Annotated in this window: 20 protein-coding genes; 12 read left to right on the top strand and 8 right to left on the bottom strand. The window is 59.1% G+C overall.

Annotated elements, in window-relative coordinates; translation table 11 throughout:
• Positions 1–165 precede the first annotated feature (165 nt).
• The 3 genes from WIR04_RS08130 to WIR04_RS08120 form a co-directional block, all read right to left on the bottom strand.
• Positions 166–951, bottom strand: coding sequence for an ATP-binding cassette domain-containing protein (locus tag WIR04_RS08130; RefSeq protein WP_338891810.1), 786 nt, complete (start codon positions 949–951; stop codon positions 166–168).
• Positions 938–1,945, bottom strand: coding sequence for a vitamin B12 ABC transporter permease BtuC (gene btuC / locus WIR04_RS08125; protein ID WP_338891808.1), 1,008 nt, complete (start codon positions 1,943–1,945; stop codon positions 938–940). The genes WIR04_RS08130 and btuC overlap by 14 nt, the downstream gene beginning before the upstream one ends.
• An 87-nt stretch (positions 1,946–2,032) precedes the next feature.
• Positions 2,033–2,782: a substrate-binding periplasmic protein gene (locus WIR04_RS08120; RefSeq protein ID WP_025327401.1), complete on the bottom strand. Its 750-nt coding sequence runs from the start codon at positions 2,780–2,782 to the stop codon at positions 2,033–2,035.
• Between the two features lie 112 nt (positions 2,783–2,894).
• Here WIR04_RS08120 and WIR04_RS08115 point away from each other — a divergent pair, with 112 nt between their 5' ends.
• The 3 genes from WIR04_RS08115 (at position 2,895) to glgC (ending at position 5,985) form a co-directional block, all read left to right on the top strand.
• Positions 2,895–3,251 (top strand): DMT family protein, encoded by a 357-nt coding sequence (locus WIR04_RS08115; RefSeq protein ID WP_025327402.1) that lies wholly within the window; start codon positions 2,895–2,897, stop codon positions 3,249–3,251.
• Positions 3,252–3,306: 55 nt separating this feature from the next.
• Complete coding sequence (gene tapW, locus WIR04_RS08110) at positions 3,307–4,446, top strand: type IVa pilus ATPase TapW (protein ID WP_338891805.1); 1,140 nt, start codon at positions 3,307–3,309, stop codon at positions 4,444–4,446.
• 267 nt (positions 4,447–4,713) lie between these two features.
• Complete coding sequence (glgC, locus tag WIR04_RS08105; protein WP_338891803.1) at positions 4,714–5,985, top strand: glucose-1-phosphate adenylyltransferase; 1,272 nt, start codon at positions 4,714–4,716, stop codon at positions 5,983–5,985.
• Positions 5,986–6,089: 104 nt separating this feature from the next.
• Here the strand turns inward: glgC and WIR04_RS08100 are convergent, their stop codons facing one another.
• From WIR04_RS08100 to WIR04_RS08090, 3 genes are read right to left on the bottom strand one after another with little or no spacing between them, the layout of a single operon-like run.
• The gene (locus WIR04_RS08100; RefSeq protein ID WP_106886441.1) at positions 6,090–6,332 is read right to left on the bottom strand and encodes a FeoC-like transcriptional regulator; all 243 of its coding nucleotides are present in this window, start codon (positions 6,330–6,332) and stop codon (positions 6,090–6,092) included.
• Positions 6,333–6,375: 43 nt separating this feature from the next.
• On the bottom strand, positions 6,376–8,646 hold the full coding sequence (gene feoB, locus WIR04_RS08095; protein WP_338891800.1) for a Fe(2+) transporter permease subunit FeoB: 2,271 nt from the start codon (positions 8,644–8,646) through the stop codon (positions 6,376–6,378).
• Between the two features lie 38 nt (positions 8,647–8,684).
• Positions 8,685–8,912: a FeoA family protein gene (locus tag WIR04_RS08090; protein ID WP_338891798.1), complete on the bottom strand. Its 228-nt coding sequence runs from the start codon at positions 8,910–8,912 to the stop codon at positions 8,685–8,687.
• Positions 8,913–9,032: 120 nt separating this feature from the next.
• Here WIR04_RS08090 and WIR04_RS08085 point away from each other — a divergent pair, with 120 nt between their 5' ends.
• From WIR04_RS08085 to WIR04_RS08055, 7 genes are all read left to right on the top strand, one after another.
• Entirely contained in the window at positions 9,033–9,362 is a 330-nt protein-coding gene (locus WIR04_RS08085) for a translation initiation factor (protein WP_338891796.1), read from the top strand.
• A 256-nt stretch (positions 9,363–9,618) separates the two neighbouring features.
• Positions 9,619–10,176 carry a TMEM165/GDT1 family protein gene (locus tag WIR04_RS08080; RefSeq protein WP_234568446.1) on the top strand — a complete coding sequence of 186 codons (558 nt, stop codon included), beginning with the start codon at positions 9,619–9,621 and terminating at the stop codon, positions 10,174–10,176.
• Positions 10,177–10,385: 209 nt separating this feature from the next.
• Positions 10,386–11,324, top strand: coding sequence for a DUF2157 domain-containing protein (locus tag WIR04_RS08075; RefSeq protein WP_338891791.1), 939 nt, complete (start codon positions 10,386–10,388; stop codon positions 11,322–11,324).
• A gap of 95 nt (positions 11,325–11,419) precedes the next feature.
• On the top strand, positions 11,420–12,427 hold the full coding sequence (locus tag WIR04_RS08070; protein WP_338891790.1) for a DUF4401 domain-containing protein: 1,008 nt from the start codon (positions 11,420–11,422) through the stop codon (positions 12,425–12,427).
• Positions 12,428–12,641: 214 nt separating this feature from the next.
• Positions 12,642–13,139 (top strand): GDYXXLXY domain-containing protein, encoded by a 498-nt coding sequence (locus WIR04_RS08065; RefSeq protein WP_338891788.1) that lies wholly within the window; start codon positions 12,642–12,644, stop codon positions 13,137–13,139.
• Between the two features lie 162 nt (positions 13,140–13,301).
• On the top strand, positions 13,302–14,075 hold the full coding sequence (locus tag WIR04_RS08060) for a substrate-binding periplasmic protein (RefSeq protein WP_420883459.1): 774 nt from the start codon (positions 13,302–13,304) through the stop codon (positions 14,073–14,075).
• A gap of 397 nt (positions 14,076–14,472) precedes the next feature.
• Positions 14,473–14,727, top strand: a complete 255-nt coding sequence (locus WIR04_RS08055) for a hypothetical protein (RefSeq protein WP_041204490.1) — start codon at positions 14,473–14,475, stop codon at positions 14,725–14,727.
• A gap of 88 nt (positions 14,728–14,815) precedes the next feature.
• Here the strand turns inward: WIR04_RS08055 and WIR04_RS08050 are convergent, their stop codons facing one another.
• Entirely contained in the window at positions 14,816–15,103 is a 288-nt protein-coding gene (locus WIR04_RS08050) for a hypothetical protein (protein ID WP_307764411.1), read from the bottom strand.
• 127 nt (positions 15,104–15,230) lie between these two features.
• Positions 15,231–16,253 (bottom strand): diguanylate cyclase, encoded by a 1,023-nt coding sequence (locus WIR04_RS08045; protein WP_338891785.1) that lies wholly within the window; start codon positions 16,251–16,253, stop codon positions 15,231–15,233.
• 1,421 nt (positions 16,254–17,674) lie between these two features.
• Here WIR04_RS08045 and WIR04_RS08040 point away from each other — a divergent pair.
• Positions 17,675–18,433 (top strand): hypothetical protein, encoded by a 759-nt coding sequence (locus WIR04_RS08040; RefSeq protein ID WP_338891783.1) that lies wholly within the window; start codon positions 17,675–17,677, stop codon positions 18,431–18,433.
• On the top strand, positions 18,433–20,892 hold the full coding sequence (locus WIR04_RS08035) for a DEAD/DEAH box helicase (RefSeq protein ID WP_338891781.1): 2,460 nt from the start codon (positions 18,433–18,435) through the stop codon (positions 20,890–20,892). The genes WIR04_RS08040 and WIR04_RS08035 overlap by 1 nt, the downstream gene beginning before the upstream one ends.
• Positions 20,893–20,952 lie beyond the last annotated feature (60 nt).

The raw sequence follows: 20,952 nt of genomic DNA, 5'->3' as shown, positions 1-20,952 counted from the left end.
GACCCTGCTGGCCATGCTGGCCGACGCGGCCCAGGTGCGGTTGGACAAGCAGAAAGCCTGAGCAATCCCCCATGCAAAGGGGCCGGTATCACTGATACCGGCCCCTTTCTCTTTTCCTCGCATTCTCATCAAGGCACCTGCCGCCCAAGACGGTTTGACCCGTCGTTACAGGCTCGGCATAAACCAGATGCGGCCGGCCGCCTCGATGCGATCCGTCTTGATCTGGAACACCCGCTCCAGCAAGGCTTCGTCGATGACATCGACGCTCCCCTCGCTCACCACCCGACCCTGTTGCAGGCAGAGGATGCGATCCGCCCAGTCGATGGCCAGGTTGATGTCGTGGATGGCGATCACCACCAACAGGCCTTGCCGGGAGAGGCGCTTGAGCAGCCGCAGCAGGGCCAGCTGATGGTGCAAATCCAGCCCCGCCAGGGGCTCGTCCAGCAGCAGCACCCGTCCATCAGTGTTGAGGCCGGGCCACAGTTGCAGCAGGGTGCGGGCGATCAGCACCCGCTGCTGCTCACCGCCGGAGAGGCGGCTGAAGTCCCGCGCCAACAGGGCATCCAGCTCAAGCGCGGCGCAGATCTCGGCCACCGCCCGACCCTGTGATTCCGGCAGCCCTCCCTCCTCCAGTCCCAGGCTCAGCACCTGGAACACCGGGATATGGAACAGCTGGGGCTGACGCTGGGGCAACATGGCGCGGCGCCTGGCAAGCTCTGGCCAGCTCAGGTCGGTGAGCACTTCACCACCCAGCAGCACGGCGCCTTCGGCGGGCAGAATGCCCGCCAGGGCTCCGAGCAGGGTCGACTTGCCGCTGCCGTTGGGGCCGAGCAGGGCGACCAGCTGGCCCCCGGCCCAGGCGAGATCCAGGGGGGCAAGCCGCGCGGGGATCCCGAGGGCCCGCGCCTCCAGCAACCAGAGGGGATCGGGGGAGGAGTTAACGGGAGACATCGGCATCTTGCCTCAGCAGCAGGTAGATAAAGAGCGGCGCCCCGACCGAGGCGGTGATGACGCCGATGGGCAGCTCACCGGCACTAAGGGCCGAGCGCGCCACCAGATCGGCACCCAGCAGCAGGGCGCCGCCCCCCAGTGCCGAGGCGGGCAGCAGGAAGCGCTGATCGCTGCCGCCGCACAGCCGCAGCAGGTGAGGCACCACCAGACCGACGAAACCGATGACACCGCACAGGGACACCGCGACCCCGGTGAGCAGGCAGACCGCCAGCACCAGCCGCACCCGCATCCTGTCCACGTTCATCCCCATCAGCCGGGCCTGGGTCTCCCCCAGCAGCAGTTGTTGCAGCGCCCTGCCCTGCCAGCAGAGCCAGCCGAGGGTGAGCGGCAGCACCAGCCACCACCAGCCGAGCTGCTGGCTGCCGTAGGAGAGGCTGCCCATCATCCAGAACATGAATTCCCGCAGGGAGCCGTCGTCGGCGAAGTACATCAGCCAGGTCATGGCCGCATTGGTGAGGATGCCGATGGCCACCCCGAACAGCAGCAGCCGGGTATGGCCGAGCCTGGCCCGCCGCGCCAGGTGGATGAGCAGCATGGTCACCACCAGGGCGCCGCCAAAGGCCGCAAGCGACAACCCCCAGCCCGGCAGATAGACACCGAGGGACCTGGCTACCGCCATCGCCACCATGGCAGCCAATCCCGCCCCGCTAGAGACACCCAGCAGGCCGGGCTCGGCCACAGGGTTGTGCAGCATCACCTGCAGCACGGCTCCGCCACAGGCGAGCGCCGCCCCCGCCAGCAGGGCCAGCAGGGCGCGCGGCAGGCGCAGATCCAGCAAGATGCGCAGCTCCAGCTCCCCCATGGGCTGCCAGGGCAGCAGCACGAACTCCCCCAGCGCAAGGGAGAGCAGGAAGAGGGACAGAACCAGCAGCGACAGGGCGAGCAGCCAGTGGCGCTGCCAGCGCTGCTGGCGGTGGATAAGAGCGAGATACAAGCGGGATCCCCGAAATGAGACAGGCGCCGCCCCCGAACCGGGGGCCAGCAGGAAAGCTGCATGATAACAGCGCGTTACCACCCAAGGTCAAGGCTGGTAAGGCCGTGCCAGCGCCTCTATCTCGCCGCTCTCCACCATGGTCTGCAACGCCTGCGCCAGTGCAGGCCCGAGACCCTGGTGGGGTGAGTGCTTGCTCATGCCCAGGTAGAGCACCACAGGGTGGGGCGGGCGGTAGTCCGCCTTGATGAGACCGGCGTCGTTGCGCTGGCTCAGGGCGTAATCCACCTGGCAGTCGGTGCCTATCATCAGGGACAGATGACCCCGCTCCACCATGCGCTGCAACTGATCCTCGGTGGGCACCCCGTGCTTGTCGAGCTGGCCGTCGTCGTCGAAGGGGGCGAAATAGGCGGAATTGAGCACATAGCCTATCTCCCTGCCGCGCAGATCCTCGTAGGTTTTCAGGGTGGCCACCGCCGCCGCCTTGCCGTAGAAGGCGGGCCGGCACTGGTAATAGGCAGGTTGCAGGTAATCGATGAAGGCCGCCCGCTCCGGGGTGTGGGCCAACCCAATCATCAGATCCGCCTGACCTGTCTGCATCTGCTTGAGTGCCCGTCCCCAGGGCACCCGCTTGAGGGTGAGCGCTATGCCGCTGCGAGCCTGCAGCTGGCGCAGAATGTCGATATCCAGACCATGGAATTCGTCGTTCTGCGCGAGCATGCGAAACGGGGGCCAGACATCGGTCACCACCGTCAGGGTTGGCACACCGTTTGCCATAGAGGTCACGGGGGCCATACAGGCAAACAACAGACAAAGCACTCCCCAGCTTGTCTTGCCCATCCAGTTTCAACCTTCTGTTGTCACATCCTTGTGGGCTAAAAATACCCTCATGTGCCACTTATGAAAACCCATGGAGTCGAGATAAAATGCAGTGATTTCAAAGGAGAACCTAATGAACCCTATCGTCACCAGTATCGGTCTGCTGATCTGCAGCAACGTCTTCATGACCTTCGCCTGGTATGCCCATCTCAAGAGCATGAACCACAAACCCTGGATCATCGCCGCCCTGGTGAGTTGGGGCATCGCCCTGTTCGAGTACCTGTTGCAGGTGCCCGCCAACCGCATCGGCCATACGGTGCTCTCGGTCGGTCAGCTCAAGATCCTGCAGGAGGTGATCACCCTCACCGTATTCGTTCCCTTCTCCATCTTCTATCTGAAAGAAGACCTGAAGTGGGACTACCTCTGGGCCGGCCTGTGCATCCTGGGCGCGGTGTTTTTTGTGTTTCGCGAGAAACTGACCGGTGCCTGAGGCTGTACACTCAAGCACATTGCTCCCCCTACCTCTTTGAGTGACGAGGCAACACATGGAATTGCGAGACATGCTACAGATCCTGGCCAAGCAGGATGGCTCAGACCTCTATCTCTCCACAGGGGCGCCCCCCTGCGCCAAGTTCAACGGCGCCCTGCGCCCCCTGGACGAGGTGCCGCTCGAGCCGGGGGAGGTAGCCAGGATAGCCGCCGATCTCATGGACTCGGAGCAGAAGCAGCAGTTCGAGAAGGAGCTGGAGATGAACCTCGCCATCTCCCTGCCCCAGATAGGGCGCTTTCGGGTCAACATCTTCAAGCAGCGCAACGAGGTCTCCCTGGTGGCGCGCAACATCAAGACCGAGATCCCCCGCTTCGAGGATCTCAAACTCCCCCCTGTGCTGCTCGACACCATCATGGAGAAGCGCGGCCTGGTGCTCTTCGTCGGCGGCACCGGCTCTGGCAAGTCCACGTCGCTCGCGGCCCTCATCGACCATCGCAACCGCAACAGCGGTGGCCACATCATCACCATCGAGGATCCGGTGGAGTTCGTCCATCGCCACCGCAAGAGCATCATCAACCAGCGGGAGGTGGGGGTGGACACCCGCAGCTTCCACGCGGCCCTGAAGAACACCCTGCGCCAGGCGCCGGACGTCATCCTCATCGGTGAAATTCGCGACCGGGAGACCATGGAGCATGCGCTGGCCTTCTCCGAGACCGGGCATCTGGCCATCTCCACCCTGCACGCCAACAACGCCAACCAGGCGCTGGATCGCATCATCAACTTCTTCCCCGAGGAGCGCAGGCCCCAGCTGCTCAACGATCTGGGCAACAACCTCAAGGCCTTCGTCTCCCAGCGGCTGGTGAAGACCACGGACGGCGGGCGCCGGGCGGCGGTGGAGGTGATGCTCGGCACCCACACTGTGCGCGATCTCATCAAGCGCGGCGAGTTTGGCGGCCTCAAGGAGATCATGGAGAAATCCAGGGCCCTTGGCATGGTCACCTTCGACAGCACCCTGTTCGATCTGGTGGTGGAGGGGGTGATAGACGAAGAAGAGGCGGTCAAGAACGCAGACTCCCAGAACAACCTGCGCCTCAAGATCAAGCTGTGGCGGGAGAAGGGGCAGATAGGCAACAGTGCGGCGGCCAGCGGCTGGAGCCTGGAGCCCACCAAGGATGATAACAACGATCTCTTCTAGTCAGGCGTCCCCTCCCCCGCCCAGCACCCGGCCGCCCTCGCGGCCGGGTGCTCTATAAGAGCACGGTTGATCCCCCTCCCTTCGCTCTGCCCTCTGCTCTCTGCCCATCATTCGACCACAAACCGAGCCATCTTCCTGATTGGCAATGGTGCTCGCTCACATAAATGACAAAAAAATCAGTTTGAATCCCCACCTGGGTTGAAAGCCCTTTCAAGTAGGCCTCAAAGGAGGCACCATTGAGGTGATATATCAATAAAGGGGTATTCAATGTTGTTACAACCAGCCAACACAGCAAGGTCCAGACAGTTATTGAACGAGACCATGGCGTTGGTGTTAGCCGGGGGGCGAGGCAGTCGGCTCCAGCAGTTGACGGACAACAGAGCAAAACCGGCCGTTCATTTTGGCGGCAAGTTCCGCATCATCGACTTCGTCCTCTCCAATTGCATCAACTCCGGGATCCGCCGGATCGGCGTGGTCACCCAGTACAAGTCCCACAGTCTGCTGCGTCACCTGCAGTCGGGCTGGTCCTTCCTGCGCTACCAGATGAACGAATTCATCGAGCTGCTGCCGGCCCAGCAGCGCATTGACGAGGTCAGCTGGTATCGCGGCACCGCCGATGCCGTCTACCAGAACATGGACATCATTCGCGAGCACGGCCCCAAATATGTGGTGGTGCTGGCGGGGGATCACATCTACAAGATGGATTACGCCGCCATGCTGCTCGATCACGTCAACCTGGGCAGCCGGGTGACGGTGGCCTGCATAGAGGTGCCGCGCTATGAGGCCAGCGCCTTTGGCGTGATGGCGGTGGATGAGAGCCGCAAGATCAACGCCTTCGTCGAGAAGCCCGCCGACCCGCCCGCCATGCCGGGCAAACCCGACACCGCACTGGCCTCCATGGGGGTCTACATCTTCGACGCCGACTACCTCTATCAGCTGCTGGAAGAGGATCTCGCCAACGCGCAGTCCCACCACGACTTTGGCATGGACGTGATCCCGCGGGTGGTCAAGGAGGGCACCGCCTATGCCCATCCGTTCAGCCTCTCCTGCGTCGGCTGCTGCCCGCAGAAGCGCCCCTACTGGCGCGATGTGGGCACTGTGGACTCCTTCTGGGAGGCGAACATGGATCTCGCCTCTGTGACGCCCGAGCTCGACATCTACGATCAGGACTGGCCCATCTGGACCAGCCAGAAGATGACGGCCCCCGCCAAGTTCGTGCAGGATCAGAACGGCCAGCACGGCATGACCATCAACTCCCTGTTCGCCGGCGGCACCATCGTCAGCGGCTCCTTCATCGTGAGCTCTGTGCTGTTCAACAACGTACGGGTCGACTCCTTCTGCACCCTGGATCAGGCGGTGATCTTCCCCGGAGTAGAGATAGGGGCCGGCTGCCGGTTGCGCCGGGTGGTGATCGACAAGGGCTGCCGGTTGCCGGAAGGGCTGGTGGTGGGGGAAAACGCCTGCGAGGATGCCCGCCGCTTCTACCGCTCCGAGCAGGGCATAGTGCTGGTCACCCAGGCGATGCTGGCCAGGCTGTGATGGCCACATCTGCCCGCCCCGCCTATCGGCAACAGACGCAAAACAAGAGACCCGCCACTGGCGGGTCTCTTGTTGTCAGAGGAGGCTCTCTGGTGACAGCCCGTTCAGCGCTGCTGTACCAGGCCGATCCGACCCGGTTCGCACCACTCGAACATCACCTCCTCGCTCTTGCCGCAGCAACTGCCGCCGCACACCCGGGTCTCCCGCTTGGTGACGCGGCCCTTGCGCATCCAGACGCCGAGCATGGCCTCCACCGCATCCTCCGAGGTGTGGAAGTGACGGGCCAGATCCCGCCGGCTCACCTTCTGCTGCTGCGCCAGATAATCACCCAGCTCTCGCAATATCATGGCGTGACCTCCCCTTGATGGATCCATTCCCTCGTCTGCGCCCTCACAGTGTCACCACCTTGCGGGCGACGATGTCCCCGTGGCGGCGACCGAACCACCACAGCAGCAGCAGGGAGAGCCCGTAGCTCAGGGTCCAGAGCAGGCTCTGCTCGGGGTGAGCGGCAAAGGTCGCCAGCTGGTAGAAGAGGCTGGCGCACATGAAGGCCATGTAGTTGCACCAGGCGGCGGTGAACAGGGCCCACTGGCGGCCGGTCTCCCGCACCAGGGCGCCCATGGCGGCGGCGCAGGGCATGTAGAGCAGCACGAACAGCAGGTAGGCGAAGGCACCAGCCGCCCCGTCGAAGTGGGTCTGCATGTTGCCGTAGGTGGAGGTGTCCACCTCCTGGGCCTCGGCGGCTGCCTGCTGATCTGCCAGCTCCCCGACCTTGAGCCCCATGGGATCGGCGGGATCGATGTCCGCCAGGTTGGCGGGAATGGTGGCCAGCGCCTCCTTCAGGCTACCGAGCAGGGAGTATTCACTCTCCTCCTCGTCACCGGCGCTGCCGGCATAGAGGCTGTTGAGGGTGGCGACCACCGCCTCCTTGGCGAAGATGCCGGTGAGGATGCCGACCGTGGCCTGCCAGTTCTCCTCCCGTATCCCGATGGGGTGCAGCACAGGGGTCACCGACTGGCTGATCTTGCTCAGCACCGAGTCTTCCTGATCCTGGTTGCCGAAGCTGCCGTCGGTGCCCAGGGAATTGAGCACGCTCAGCACCGCCACCATCAGCACTATGGTCTTGCCCGCGCCGAAGATGAAGCCCTTGAGTTTTTGCCAGGTGCGCAGCCCCACGTCCACCGGACGGGGCCACTCGTAGTCCGGCATCTCCATCACCATGGAGTCGCTCTTGCCCGGCAGCAGGGTGCTGCGCAGGAAGAGGCCGGTGAGCACGGCCACCAGTATGCCGAGCAGGTAGAGGCCGAACACCAGGTTCTGGCCCGACTCGGGGAAGAAGGCCACCGCAAAGAGGGCGTAGACCGGCAGCCGGGCGCCGCAGGACATGAAGGGCGCCATGGCCGAGGTCATCAGCCGCTCGCGCTCCGACCCCAGGGTGCGGGTCGCCATCACAGCGGGCACTGTGCAGCCAAAGCCCATCAGCATGGGGACGAAGGCCTTGCCGGGCAGGCCGAGGCGGCGCATCAGGGCATCCACCACGAAGGCGGCGCGGGCCAGGTAGCCCGAGCTCTCCAGCACGGCGAGGAACAGGAAGAGGCAGCCCACCACGGGGATGAAGGTCGCCACTGTCTGCAAGCCGGCGCCGACGCCGTCCGCCAGCACGGCCCCCAGCCAGTCGGGTGCCGACAGCAGCCCCAGCAGGTGATGCACCCCGTCCACGAAGAGGGCGCCCCCCAGGATGTCGAAGAAGTCGATGAAGGCACTGCCCACCTTGATGGCGAACATGAACATCAGGTACATCACCAGCAGGAAGAAGGGGATTCCCACCCAGCGGTTGAGCAGCACCCTGTCCAGCCGCTCGCTCTGGGCGACGGTGAGCTTGTCCTGATGGCGGCACGCCTGCTGGCACCAGTGGTGGATGTGGCCGTAGCGCAAGTCAGCCAGTTGCAGATCGATGTCCTGGGCGTGGTGGGCGCGGCTCACCACGTTGTCGGCCGCCGCCTGCTGACCCGCCGCCAGGGTCTCCTGCATGACAACGTCCTCCTCCAGCAGACGCAGGGCACGGCCGCGGTCATTGAGGTGGTGGGGGGCGAGCAGGGTCTCCAGCTCGGCGATGTCGGCTTCCAGCGGCTGACCGTAATCGAGCACCAGGGCGGGCTGGGGCTGGCCGATGAACCTGTGGATCTGCTCCTTGAAGGCCGCCACCTGCTGGCGATTGTGGGCCGACAGGGACACCACAGGGCAACCGAGCGCCTGACCGAGCAGCCCCTCGTCTATGGTGATGCGGCGCTTTTGCAGCAGATCCATCTTGTTGAGCACCACCACCATGGGCAGGCCCAGCTCCCGCAGTTGCAGGGTGAGATAGAGGGAGCGCTCCAGGTTGGCGGCGTCGATGACGTTGAGCAGCAGGTCCGGCTGCTGGCCCTGCACGAAGCGGCTGGCGATCTGCTCGTCCAGGCTCGCCTCCTGATTGGCCAGGGAGTAGATACCGGGCAGGTCCACCAGGGTGTAATCCTGCCCCTTGGCGGAAAACTCGCCCATCTTCTTGTCGACGGTGACCCCGCTCCAGTTACCCACCTGCTGGCGGGCACCGGTCAGGGCGTTGAACAGCGACGTCTTGCCGCTGTTGGGGTTGCCGACCGTTACCAATGCGTAATTCATAGCCGTGCTACCTCTATTGTCTGCTGAACCCGACGAACTCATACCGGCTCCACCTCTATCTGCTGGGCCAGGCTCTTTTGCATGGAGAGGCAGATGCCCTGGCACTGGATCTGGAGCGGGTCCCCCAGGGGGGCCGTCCGCAGATAGAGGATCTCGGTCTGGGGCAGGAGCCCCATCACCATCAGCTTGCGTCGCAAGGTACGGCCAAGCTGGTTCATGTTCTTGATGCGAGCACGCTGCCCCGGCGACAACTCTGTGAGTACCATGACGGGCTCCTGAAGTTAAACAAGAATAATTCGCTTTTAGTGGGGAGGATTATAAGCTGTGCCCTCAACATTTATTTGCGTAAAATCAAACTCCGCTTAGCTAACCGACAAAGTATTGCCATGAGTCACGACAACAACAGCCGCCTGGTCTACAGCACGGACGGCGGCATGATCAAGGAATCCGCCCCCACCCAGAGCGCCTCCCCCTTCCCCGCCGACGGGGTCGTGCGCATCCGCCGCGAGACCAAGGGGCGCAAGGGCGCCGGTGTCATCAGCATCCACGGGGTGCCGGCCGACCAGCAGAAAACCATCGCCACCCTGCTCAAGAAGAAGTGCGGTACCGGCGGCGGCCTCAAGGAGGGGATCATCGAGATCCAGGGGGACAAACGGGACCTTATCAAGGCAGAGCTGGAGAAGGCCGGCTTCAGCGTCAAACTGGTGGGCGGGTGATCCCCCAGCCACACGCCTTGCTTCAGAGAACGTTTTTCCCTAGAATGCCGGCTCCCATCGAGGGGGAGTAGTCTCGCCACGGGTGCCAACCCGGTGCGCGACCCTGATCAACATACTTGGTGCCAACTCACCATGGTCAGGGTGATCCGGGCAATGCCGGATTTGACAAGACCTTTGACGGGCCAGTGCCAATACCGGGGACGGATGGCGCAGGCTTGTCTTTGGTTTATAACAATTCCGTCCCCCGGTCATATTTATGGAAGCCTTGTTAACCTCAACCCTGAGCGTGGCCATCGCCGAGATCGGCGACAAGACCCAGCTCCTGGCGTTGCTGCTCATCTGTCGTTTTCGCAAACCCTGGCCCATCATCGCCGGCATGCTGGTCGCCACCCTGCTCAACCATGCGGGTGCCGCCTGGATAGGGGAATTCATCAGTCGCTGGATGGATCCCAAGGTGATGACCTGGCTGGTCGCCGGCGCCTTCATCGCCATGGCGGTCTGGATCCTGGTGCCGGACAAGATGGACGATGAAGAGAGTTCCCTCGACAAATACGGCCCCTTCATGGCCACCTTCGTGCTGTTCTTCATCGCCGAAATAGGCGACAAGACCCAGATAGCCACAGTGCTGCTGGCGGCCAAGTACGACTCTCTCACTCAGGTCATCACGGGCACCACCCTCGGCATGATGCTGGCCAACGTGCCAGTGGTGCTGCTTGGCAAGCTGGGGGCCGACAAGCTGCCCCTCCAGGGGATCCGCATCGCCTGCGCCATCCTCTTCGTGGGTCTGGGCGCCAGCACCCTGATCTTCGTCTGACGCGCCAGCAACGAGGGGATGGGATGGGCGTGAGCACCCAGCCATATCCCCCTCAGCCCGTCATCAGAGCCCCCTCCTCCCGGTCGGGGCTTTTTTGTCGTCCGCATCCTGCCTCCTTGTAGCATCAGCGCCAGCGGGGTCTGCCCCGGGACGCGGCGCCGTGCCATAATGCCTTACCATTCAGGCACGACGGCACCAGGAGCCTCGCCATGCTCGTCACCTCAAGACAGACCCTGCTCGACTGGGTCAGACGCGGTCGTCTCCCCCGGGAGTCATTGCCCGCCGCCCTCGCCCTCTGCGATCTGCCCCCGACCCCCGTGCGCTGGCAGTGGCTGTTCGATCGCCTGCTGCTCTGGCTCGGCTGCCTCTGCCTGGGAGCGGGCCTGGTGTTCTTCGTCGCCTTCAACTGGCAGGCGCTGGGCCGTCTCTCCCGCCTCGCCCTGCTGGAGCTGCCCCTGCTCGCCATGCTGCTGGTGCTCTGGCGCAAGCCCCTGGCCGACACCCCGCGCCAGGCCCTGCTGCTGGCGGTGGCTCTCAACATAGGCGCCCTGCTGGCCCTGGTGGGTCAGACCTATCAGACTGGTGCCGATCCCTGGCAGCTCTTCGCCACCTGGGCCCTGCTGCTGTTGCCCCTGGCGGCGCTCGGCAGGAGTCCCCTGCTGTGGACGCTCTGCTGGCTGCTCGGCCAGCTGGCGCTGGTGCTCTACTGGCGGCTCGGCCTCATCGATCTCTTCTTCTCCTTCAATGAGGAAGCCCTCGGCTGGTGCCTGACCCTGCTCAACGCCGCCCTCTGGGGGGCGCTCATCCTGACCCCCGCGCGCCTCGGGCTCATGCCCTCCTGGCTCCCGGGGCTGGCCGCCGGGCTCGGGGTCACCCTGCTGGCCCTGCTGGCGCTGTTCGATGCCGCCTCCCCCTGGGTCTGGCCCGCCTGGCTCGCATGGCTTGGGGCCGCCTACCTGCGCTGGCACCACAGGTTCATCGCCGGGCTCGCCATGGGGTGCCTGAGCCTTATCGCCGTCATTCTCGCGGCGCTGGGCAAGTGGATGGAGCCCGACATAAACGGCTTCCTGCTGCTGAGCCTGATTGCCATCGGCCTCTCTGTGATGGCCAGTCGCTGGCTGCAACAGCAACGGAGGCAGCATGTCTGATCTGATCCCCTGGCAATCCCTGCTGGCCGAGGCCCCTGTCGCCATCGGTCTTTCGGTCCTCACCAACGGCTGGCTGCAACAACAACGGAGGCAGCATGTCTGATCTGAGTCCTTGGGAGAGGCTGCGGGCCGCCCATCTGGTGGAGGGCGACGCCCCTCAAGACGAGCAGCCTCACTGGTCGAGCCGCTTCCTGCTCGGCATGGTGGGCTGGCTGGCCGCCCTCTTCCTGCTGTTCTTCCTGTTCATGGCCTTCGAGAGCCTGATCCGCGAGGCAAACCACGCCCTCCTCATGGGCTCCCTGCTGATGGCCGCCGCCCTCGGCCTCAACCGCCTGGCCCGGCGCAGCGATCTCTGGGATCAGTTCGTGCTGGCACTGGCGCTCGCGGCCGATGCCTGGCTGCTCTATGGCCTCATCGACCAGATTGATCCCCACTCGGCCCCGCTCTGGCTGGGACTGGCCCTGCTGTCGCTGGCCATCGCCGCCCTGTTCGAGCACTGGCTGGTTCGCCTCTTCCACAGCTTCGCCGCCGCCATTTTGCTGACCATGGGGCTCGCCTGCCTCGGCCTGCAACTGCTGGCCCTGCCGCTGGTGATGGCCGCCCTCACCTTCTGCTGGCTGCAGGCCGAGCGCGACCCAGAACGCCATTCGCTCTATGAGTCCCTCACCCTGGGGCTGGCGCTCTCCCTGCTGGTGCTGGGCCGGTTGCACCACCCACTCTGGGACGGCGGCACCAGCGCACTCGATGAACTCGGGCTCTCCCGCCTGCCGCTCTGGCTCAATCCCCTGCTCTGCGCCGCCCTGCTGCTCGGGGTCATGGTGAAACTGAAACTGCCGTTGCTCTACGGCCTGCCCCTGGTGGTGATCAGCGCCATCATCCCCGGCATGGGGGCCGGCGCCCTGGTGCTGGTGCTCGGCTTTTATGCCGGGAGCCTGGGGCTCATGACCCTGGCCGGCCTGTTGCTGCTCGGCTTTGGCTCCCTCTACTACTACGATCTCGGGCTGACCCTGATGACCAAATCCTGGCTGCTGCTGGGCTCGGGGGCCCTGCTGCTCGGAGCCCGCCAGTTGTTGAACATCCTCGGCAAGGAGATCGCCTCATGAGACGTCCTGGCCTCTTTGACCCGCCTCGCCACACCGCCGGGCTCCGGTCCCCTGTTATTCGGCGACAACCAGAAGTTCAAACACCAGCATGGGAGGCTCTCCTCATGAGACATCCTGGCCTCTTGCTGACCGGCCTCGCCACATTGCCGTGCTCCGGTCCCCTGTTATTCGGCGACAACCAGAAGTTCAAACACCAGCATGGGAGGCTCCCCTCATGAGACGCCTTGGTTTCTTGCTGACCGGCCTCGCCATCCTGGTGGGCATCAATGTCACCGTCTGGCGCTTCGAGCATGCCATGAGCAGCGGTGAGACAGTGCTGCTTGAGCTGGCCCCGGTCGACCCTCGTTCCCTGATGCAGGGGGATTACATGCGCCTGAGCTACGCCCTCGCCCGCCAGCTGGGGAGCCCGCACCAGGAGGGTGCAGCCACCCAGACCCTGGTCATCCGCCTCGATGAGCAGCAGGTGGCGCAGCGGGTGGAGGGGGGAACCCCCGACGCCCTGGCCCCGGATCAGCGCCTGCTGCAGGCCCGCTGGCAGCAGGGCCAGTGGTGGATAGGGCCGGATGCCTTCTTCTTCGAAGAGGGGACGGCCGCCCAGTACGAGCAGGCGCGCTACGGCGAATTCCGGCTGCAGGTGGACGGCGCAACCCTGCTGGTCGGCCTGCGCGATCAGGCCCTCAAGCCCATAGGCCATAGCCGCCCGGCCTGGTGATTGGCCGTCCCGGGAGCGCGCTGCGCCCCCCTGTTGCGCCGCACCTTGGCACGACAACGGCGATGGATCGCCCCTTCGGGTGGCGAAACCCCGTGGCTTGGTAACACTTGAAGCTGGGCACTCGGCAGCAGGACGGTCAGGATGAGCGCAGGGATAGGAAGGATCAGGAACAGAACCGCCCTCTTGGCCACACTCTTAGCCACACTCTGGGGCGGGCCGGGGGAGATGGGGCAGGCCAGCGCCAGCCCGGCCCTTGGCAAGCTTCACTACCTCACCGAAGAGTACAAACCCTATAACTTCACCGGGGAAGATGGCAGCCCCAGCGGCTTTGCCATCGAGCTGCTGCACCAGGTGTGGCAGAAGACGGGCACTCCGCCCCAGGAGATCAGCATTCTCCCCTGGGCCAGGGGCTACTACCTGCTGACCCAGAAGCCCAACGTGGTGCTCTTCGCCACCGCCCGCACCGAGGCGCGGGATCCCCTGTTCAAGTGGGCCTGCCCCATCGGTTATGCCGAAATAGTGCTGATGGGGCTGGCCAGCCATCCCCTCAGGATCGCCCGGCTGGAGGATGCCCAGCAGCACACCATAGGCGCCGTGCGCGCCGACGTGGGGGAGCAGCTGCTGCTCAACAGCGGCTTCGACGAGCAGAAGATAATGACAGCCAACCGCCTCCCCCAGGCCCTGCGGATGCTCACCTCGGGCCGGGTCGACCTCATCTCCAGCAACAAGGCCACCCTGATGGATCTCATCAAGGCCCAGCAGCTGGATCCCGCCCAGTTCGAGGTGCGCTGGGTGCTGAGTTCGGAGCAGTTCTGCTTCGCCTTCAGCCATCCGGTCGACGATGCCCTGGTCAAGGAGTTCCAGCACGGCCTGACCCAGGTGCTGGCCAGCAGCGAGTTCCAGCGGATCCAGCACAAGTACTTCCCGGCGCCCTAGTGCCCTTCGATGCCGGCAGAGAGGCCCGCCATGGGCCTCTCGCTTTCCGGGCACCGCTCTCCTTGCTGGGCACCGCTCTCTTCACTCAGCCCCGCACATCCCTTGACCCCCATCAAGAACACCATTGAATGTCTGACGCCGGCCACCCCAAGGGGTGACAGGGGGCGCTCTGGGTCCGTAAAATGGCGCCGGGAGTCTGTTGGCCCTCTCTTCGGGCAAGGGGATGGCGCACAATGGCGGTCAAGCCGTTGCGGCAACGCCCCTGGTGGCGCACACGACGGCAAACCGCCGGGCACCCGTCCCCCAGGCGCCATCTCCCTACACCCCGGAGCCCATGGCACCGGCATCTCGTTTGAACAGATCAGGATTGAACATGCACGGCACAGTGAAGTGGTTGATGAGTATCTCGGTTTGCGCCCTGTTGATGGCGTGCGGCGGCGACAAGACCACGGGCAAGGCCTGTCTTGGCGCCAACAATGACTCTCTGGTGGAGGGGATGCAGGACAAATGCAAGGCGGGTGACACTGTGGCCACCAAGCACCCGGCCTATTTCTGCGACTTCAATTACGCCGTCGCCTACAACAGTTACAACTCCGCCATCTGCGTCTACTCGGGGGCATTGAAACCGGAGCGCACCACCGAGAAGTCATGACCCGGGCAACCCTGCCAGGGGTTGCCATCAGGCGGCAGGGTGAGTGGCCCGAACCTTGTGGTTCGGGCCCTTCGGGCCAAAAGGGTCTTTATTTTACCCGCATCAGGCGGTGGCGCTGCCCACCGAGCTCCAGCTGGACAACCTGGGAGCGGGCCATGGCATCGACCCGGGCCAGCATCTCGGCGCTGTAGCCCTTGCGGTGCATCCACTGCATGGGCTCCTCGAAGCTGCCTTCGTTGACGATGAAGGTGTCTGTGTAGGCATCCTTGATGATGCTGACCACCCAGATGCGCTGCTGAAACTCACAGAGCTCCGCAAAGAGGCGGGTCACTTTCGCCGCCAGGGCGCGGAGCTGGCCGATAACGCGGTTTGCCATGGTAGAGAGTGCCTGTGTTGAGGGAGACGCATCCTAGCATCCCGGGCGCGGGGGCAACAATGCGCAACATCAAAGCCGCGGCCCCTGGCCCCCTTGCCAGGGGCAGGGGCACCTCGGACGCCCCCCGTCACCCCAGCGCGCGGCGCTGACGCTTGACTTCATACATGCGCGCATCGGCCTGACGCAGGGCCTCGTCAACGCTGGTGTGCGCCGGATCGACCGCCACCACTCCCACGCTGGCCCCGGGGTAGTGCAGCACCCGGGATGGCAGCGGCAACTGCAGCACGCTGTGCTCGAACAGCCGACGCCCCAAGCGCCGCACCGCCGCCTCGACCGTCTCCTCCTCCGGGATCGGGCCCATGCCCACGGCGACGAACTCATCGCCCCCCATCCGCGCCAGCATGTCGCCACTGCGCAGGGCCGACCCCAGTTGACGCGCCATGGTGGTGAGCAGCCTATCCCCCGCCTCGTGACCGTGGGTATCGTTGATCTGCTTGAAGCCATCGAGATCGATAAAGGCGATGAGCACAGGGTGCCCGACCCGATCCGACAGGGAGAACAACCGGGTCAGCTCCTGCATCAGGGCCCGGCGGTTCGGCAACCCGGTCAGGGGGTCGCAGAGGGCCTGACGCGACAGCTCGTCATTGGCCCGCTGCAACTGCAGCAGCAACTGTTCCCGCTCCACATGCTCGGCGATGAGCCGCGCGAAGAAGCCGATCAGCTGCTCAGCCCCCTCCACCAGGGGTTTTCGCTCGGCACTGGCGCCACACAGGGTGCCATAGAGTGATCCCGAGGGGGTGCGCACCGGGCTGCTCAGATAGGTGCGAATGCCCATGATCCTGGCCGCATCCGAATCGCCCCAGCACTCGGCCACGTTGTCGGTAAAGAGGCGCCCCTCGTCGATGGCGCGCCGACACAGGGTATCGCTCCAGTCCACCGTCATCCCCTCCGGGATCTGCAGCCCGGCCAAGCCGTTGGCATTCTTGGCATAACGGATGCTCTGGGTGCCCTGCTCGACATCAATCTGGGTGAGATAGGTCGACTCCAGCCCGGTCACCGCCTCCAGCATTTCCAGCAGGGGCCGGGTCAGGCTCTCCAGATCCCGCGCCTGGGTGACCCGCTCCGACAGGGTCTGCAATATCTTGTCCATGCCGCTCTCCACTACCTGCATGTGATGGGCGACCACCTTAGCCAACTCGGGGCACGCCAGACAAGTGCGAGAAAGGGGTAGGCCGGGGAAATACCACCCCGTTCACACTTTGGCGCGCCCCCCGCCAAGGCCTGACGCCCCGCACCACCCCTGGCGTGCGGCCGTAACTTTGAACCAGCGCAAAAAACCTGTCGATTCTGACACTTGAGTCAACAATATCCGTGGATCGGGCCCCGTCGGCTCCGTAGGATGGGAGTGGGTGCCCGTTGGCCCCTTTTCCTAAGCCAGGGTCAGCGGCGCATTGTGGTAGCGAGAGCCAGGGGCGGTAGCGTCGTTGGCGGATGCCAGCCCGGCATCCCGCGCCTCGGCAAGGTGCGAGGGTTCCACCCTCGACGGGGTTTCCGACGGCCCCGTGACAAGTAGGGTCGAGTCGGGTCGAGTAGGGTCGATTAGCGAAGCGTAATCGGCCGCGGTAACAGTCCCCCTTCCCTCTTGCGAGAGAGGCGTTGGGCGCAATATGCACGTAGGGTCGATTGGCACAGCGTAATCGTCCGCGGTAACAGTTCCCCTCTCCCCTTGCGGGAGAGGGTCAGGGTGAGGGGTCGCCAACCTCTTTGGCATGGCTTCGCCAGTAGGGTCGATTAGCGAAGCGTAATCGTCCGCGGCAACGATCCCCTCCCCCCTTGCGGGAGAGGCGTAGGGTGCAATAAGCGGAGCGCATTGCACCACGGTAACAATTCCCTCTCCCCTTGCGGGAGAGGGTTAGGGTGAGGGGTCACTAGCCTGATTGGCATGGCTTCGCCATGCAGGACACGAGGGCGCTGCCCTCGACGGGGTTTCGCCCGCCCTTCGGGCTTGGGCGAGTGACTTTTCTTTGCGTGGCCAAAGAAAAGTCACCAAAAGAAAGGCCACCCCCACTTGTTCGCCCTCCTGCCGTCGGGTGCCCTCGGTTCCCCCGTTTGTCCCACGGCATGCGCCGATGGGCCATCCCTGGCCCAGCGCCGCTCGCTCGGCGTCCTGCCTCGCGGCCTGGACAAACAGGCTCACCTCGGCGAACAACAGGGGGCAACAACCCAATCCGCAGCACCGAGGCCAGTTAACCGAACCCAATGTATTCGGGACAAAGATCGGGAGGGTTGTTATCTCTGATCCGGCCCCTCGCCTACCGTATGGCAAAACCAAATTGTCGCACCTATGCAACAAGCACAATCGACATGGCAAAAATTAATATGAGCACAGCAACAAGCAGTACATATCCCTATCGGAAAACGGCTTTATATTGAAGGCCCGATAATGAGTGTTTCGTAGTGATAACCATCTTATTACTCTAACGTCCGATTACGCTTCGCTGATCGAACCTGCAGCACTATGCCCGTCATTGGCTTGTGCAATAAAAGATTCAAATATCTGTTGGTGAAAATATGTTTGACATTCAAATTCAGCAATTATCTAAAGACAAAAAAATAAGTGTAATAACAATAACTGAAATAACTTCCCCCCTCAAAAAGTACATAGATGAGAATATCGTAAGCATTTGTGAAGGAGCCACAGACTCTGAGGTTGATGATATAAAGCATCAATATCTAAACTTCCTATCGACAAAAAACACTACAACCAAGCACGGTTCAGTAGCCGAATTCTTCGTTCACTTATATCTTAGAAGCGAGGGATATAGACAAGAGTTTATGTTTTTCAATCTAGAAGAGGGCTCAATTAAAAAAGGGTTTGACGGCGTTTTCACTAAAAACAACCAAGAATTCATAGTTGAAAGCAAATCAGGCTCATCTAGTACACAGAAGATATCTCACGCTCTTAAATTAAGAGAAGCATACAATGACATTCGTGATTATGTATCTGGAAAAACAACTAAAGGGAATAACAATCCTTGGCGTAACGCTTATAATCACGCATCACAGATAGATATAAACACAGAAAAGAGTGTTAGAGAAAAATTTAAAAAACTATCTCGTCTTTATGAGCGCAAAGAATTTAAAGATATTTCTGAGTTCAATATAATTCCATGCTCTACCATTTTTATTTTAAACAATCCCAACAATTCATCATCAAGCTACCATGATAATTTATCCAACACTTTAGGTAGCTTATCCGCAAATAGTATACATGCTGTATCAATAACCAAAAACACTTTCAATCAATTCATTAGCTATTTGGAGTCCTAATGGAGACCAGCTTTTCATGGATATTAAATCATTCAGTGTTCGAAAATGCCATTGGTAAATTAACCATTAATGCTGAACTGAGTGACTCAGAAAAAGAAGTCATACTGTCATGCGCTATCCTTTTTATCAAAGACTACTGTCAAGACAAACGTAATCTTAAGCATTTTAAGTTCGGTTATTATTTAGTGTTGAAATATTGCGTAAATTACAATGACTATCAAGCATTATTTGATATAAGTGCTAACTTTGGTTTGTTCCCGATCACTAAATTCATCATTGACAATGAACTATACTCCAACATAAATAGTATGTTTGGCATTAATTATCAATTGAAAAACTATGAATACAAGGGGATCATTGAAACGTTAGAGCAAAAAAATAGTCGCATTGCACTAACAGAAACATATCACGCTGATAATGCATTGATAGCGCCCACTTCGTTTGGTAAAAGTTCATTAATTGTGGAGATAATAAAAAATTCAAACAGCAAAAAAATTGCGATTATCGTCCCTACCAAATCATTGCTAGCACAAACCTATAGGCTTATATCTAATCACATACATGATAGAAATATAATTTTCCATGATGAGATGTATGATGACGAAGACAGTTTTATTTGTGTTTTCACACAAGAAAGAGCGTTGAGGTTAATGAAGAGGCCAGATGTATATTTCGATACGATTATCATAGATGAAGCACATAACCTGTTTGAATTCAATGGAAGAAGTATTCTACTTAGTCGCGTCATACGCAAAAACAAATTAAGAAACAATGCATCAAAGTTCTTTTATCTATCTCCTCTAATCAGCAATGCTGACAATTTGAAAACTGAAAAAAACCAGAATATAAATAGCTTTTCCATTCATCACAACATTAAGGAACCAGAGATATTTGAATATTTAGAATCTGGTGAAAACCGACAATATAATCGCTATGTAGATAGGTTTTATACTTTACCAAAAACCTTCAAGTCTTATAATCACTATATAATGTCCAACCTTAAAAATAAAAACTTCCTATATCTCAAAAGACCCAAGATGGTTGAAACATTTGCATTGGAGATGTATGGAGAACTAGAAAGCAAGGATTCACCAGAGCTTTTAGAACTATCCAAGATAATATCGGAGAATATTCATGCTGAATTTTATTGCGTCGAATGTATTAAAAAGGGAATAATATATCTTCACGGAAAACTCCCAGACCTTGCCAAAGAATTTCTTGAGTATAAATTCAAAACTTTAACAAATCTTAATGTAGTCATCGCCAACAGTGTCATATTGGAAGGTGTAAATTTCCCTATAGATAATTTGTTCATACTCAACACTCACGGACTGAAAGCCAAAGACTTGATTAACTTAATTGGTCGAGTGAATAGATTAGACTCTGTTTTTAATAAAGATGATGGATCTTTAAGTAAATTACTCCCTTATGTTCATTTTGTTAACTCTACAAAATACTCTAAGATCAACAGTAAAATGGAGAACAAAATAAAAGCACTGAAAAAAATGGTCATAAAGGATGAAGTTAAAAATCCAACGCTAATAAATTTTAACTATGATGGCTTACATCAAGAGGATTTAAAGTCTAGTGATGATGATAAAGATGAATTTTGGGGTTCTAAAGAAGACGTATTAAAAAGAATTCATGAAAGAGAAAATTTTCTGCTAGAAAATGATAATAATGATAAAGTCAAAGCTGAAATAGCTTTTATTGAATCAGGTATAGACTCTATTTATACCGCCCCACAAAAGGCACTTGAAACCATCAAAAAAAGAGCAGCTATATTAGTTAAAAACCCACTATGGACAGATACTGATACAATAGATAAGATACATGCTGTCTTTATTGATGGCCTGACTGAATTAATATCAGACTTCGCATTTAAACGACTTCAACATGAGGCAGCTAGAAATTTTTACAAACTTTTTATAAATCAACGACATACGCTATCTCTCAAAGAGCATATAGATGCAAGTGTTTTATATTATCTGAGTATAAAAAACAAACCAATAGGCAAGTCATTTTATATTGGCACATCTTTTGGTGAGATAGCAAAACAGGATTCATTTATTAGAGATAGAATAGATCTTTCACAAAAGACATATCGAGAGTTAGTCAACATCGCTTTAGTCAAAATAAAAATTGAAAACGATTTTGTATCATTCACCCTCAATGAGTATGTAAAACTGCTACTAGAGATGTCAGTAATACCAGAAGATGAGTACAACCTTTTCATTTATGGCAGCAAGAATAAGGAAAAGTCAAAGCTCGGTCGTTTAGGTTTAAGTGGATTACTAATAAGTAAATTAGAAAAAGACCACCAATTGGGCAACCTAATCATTGACCACTTTGGTCGACTTATTGCTAATGATGAATTCTTACAATACATAAACAAACAGAATGAATTTATTCAGTTTGAAATAAGGAAATTCCTTATAACTGATAACCATCAAACCTAATCATATATTTAGTCAGTTTGAAACACCCTAAAATTAGTTATAACAGTAGACTACATGCCC

Origin of the sequence: Aeromonas rivipollensis (assembly GCF_037811135.1) — a bacterium.
Classification (GTDB): Bacteria; Pseudomonadota; Gammaproteobacteria; order Enterobacterales; family Aeromonadaceae; genus Aeromonas; species Aeromonas rivipollensis.
Note: the sequence above shows the minus strand (reverse complement) of the source record. Positions and strands in the feature narration are given on the sequence as shown.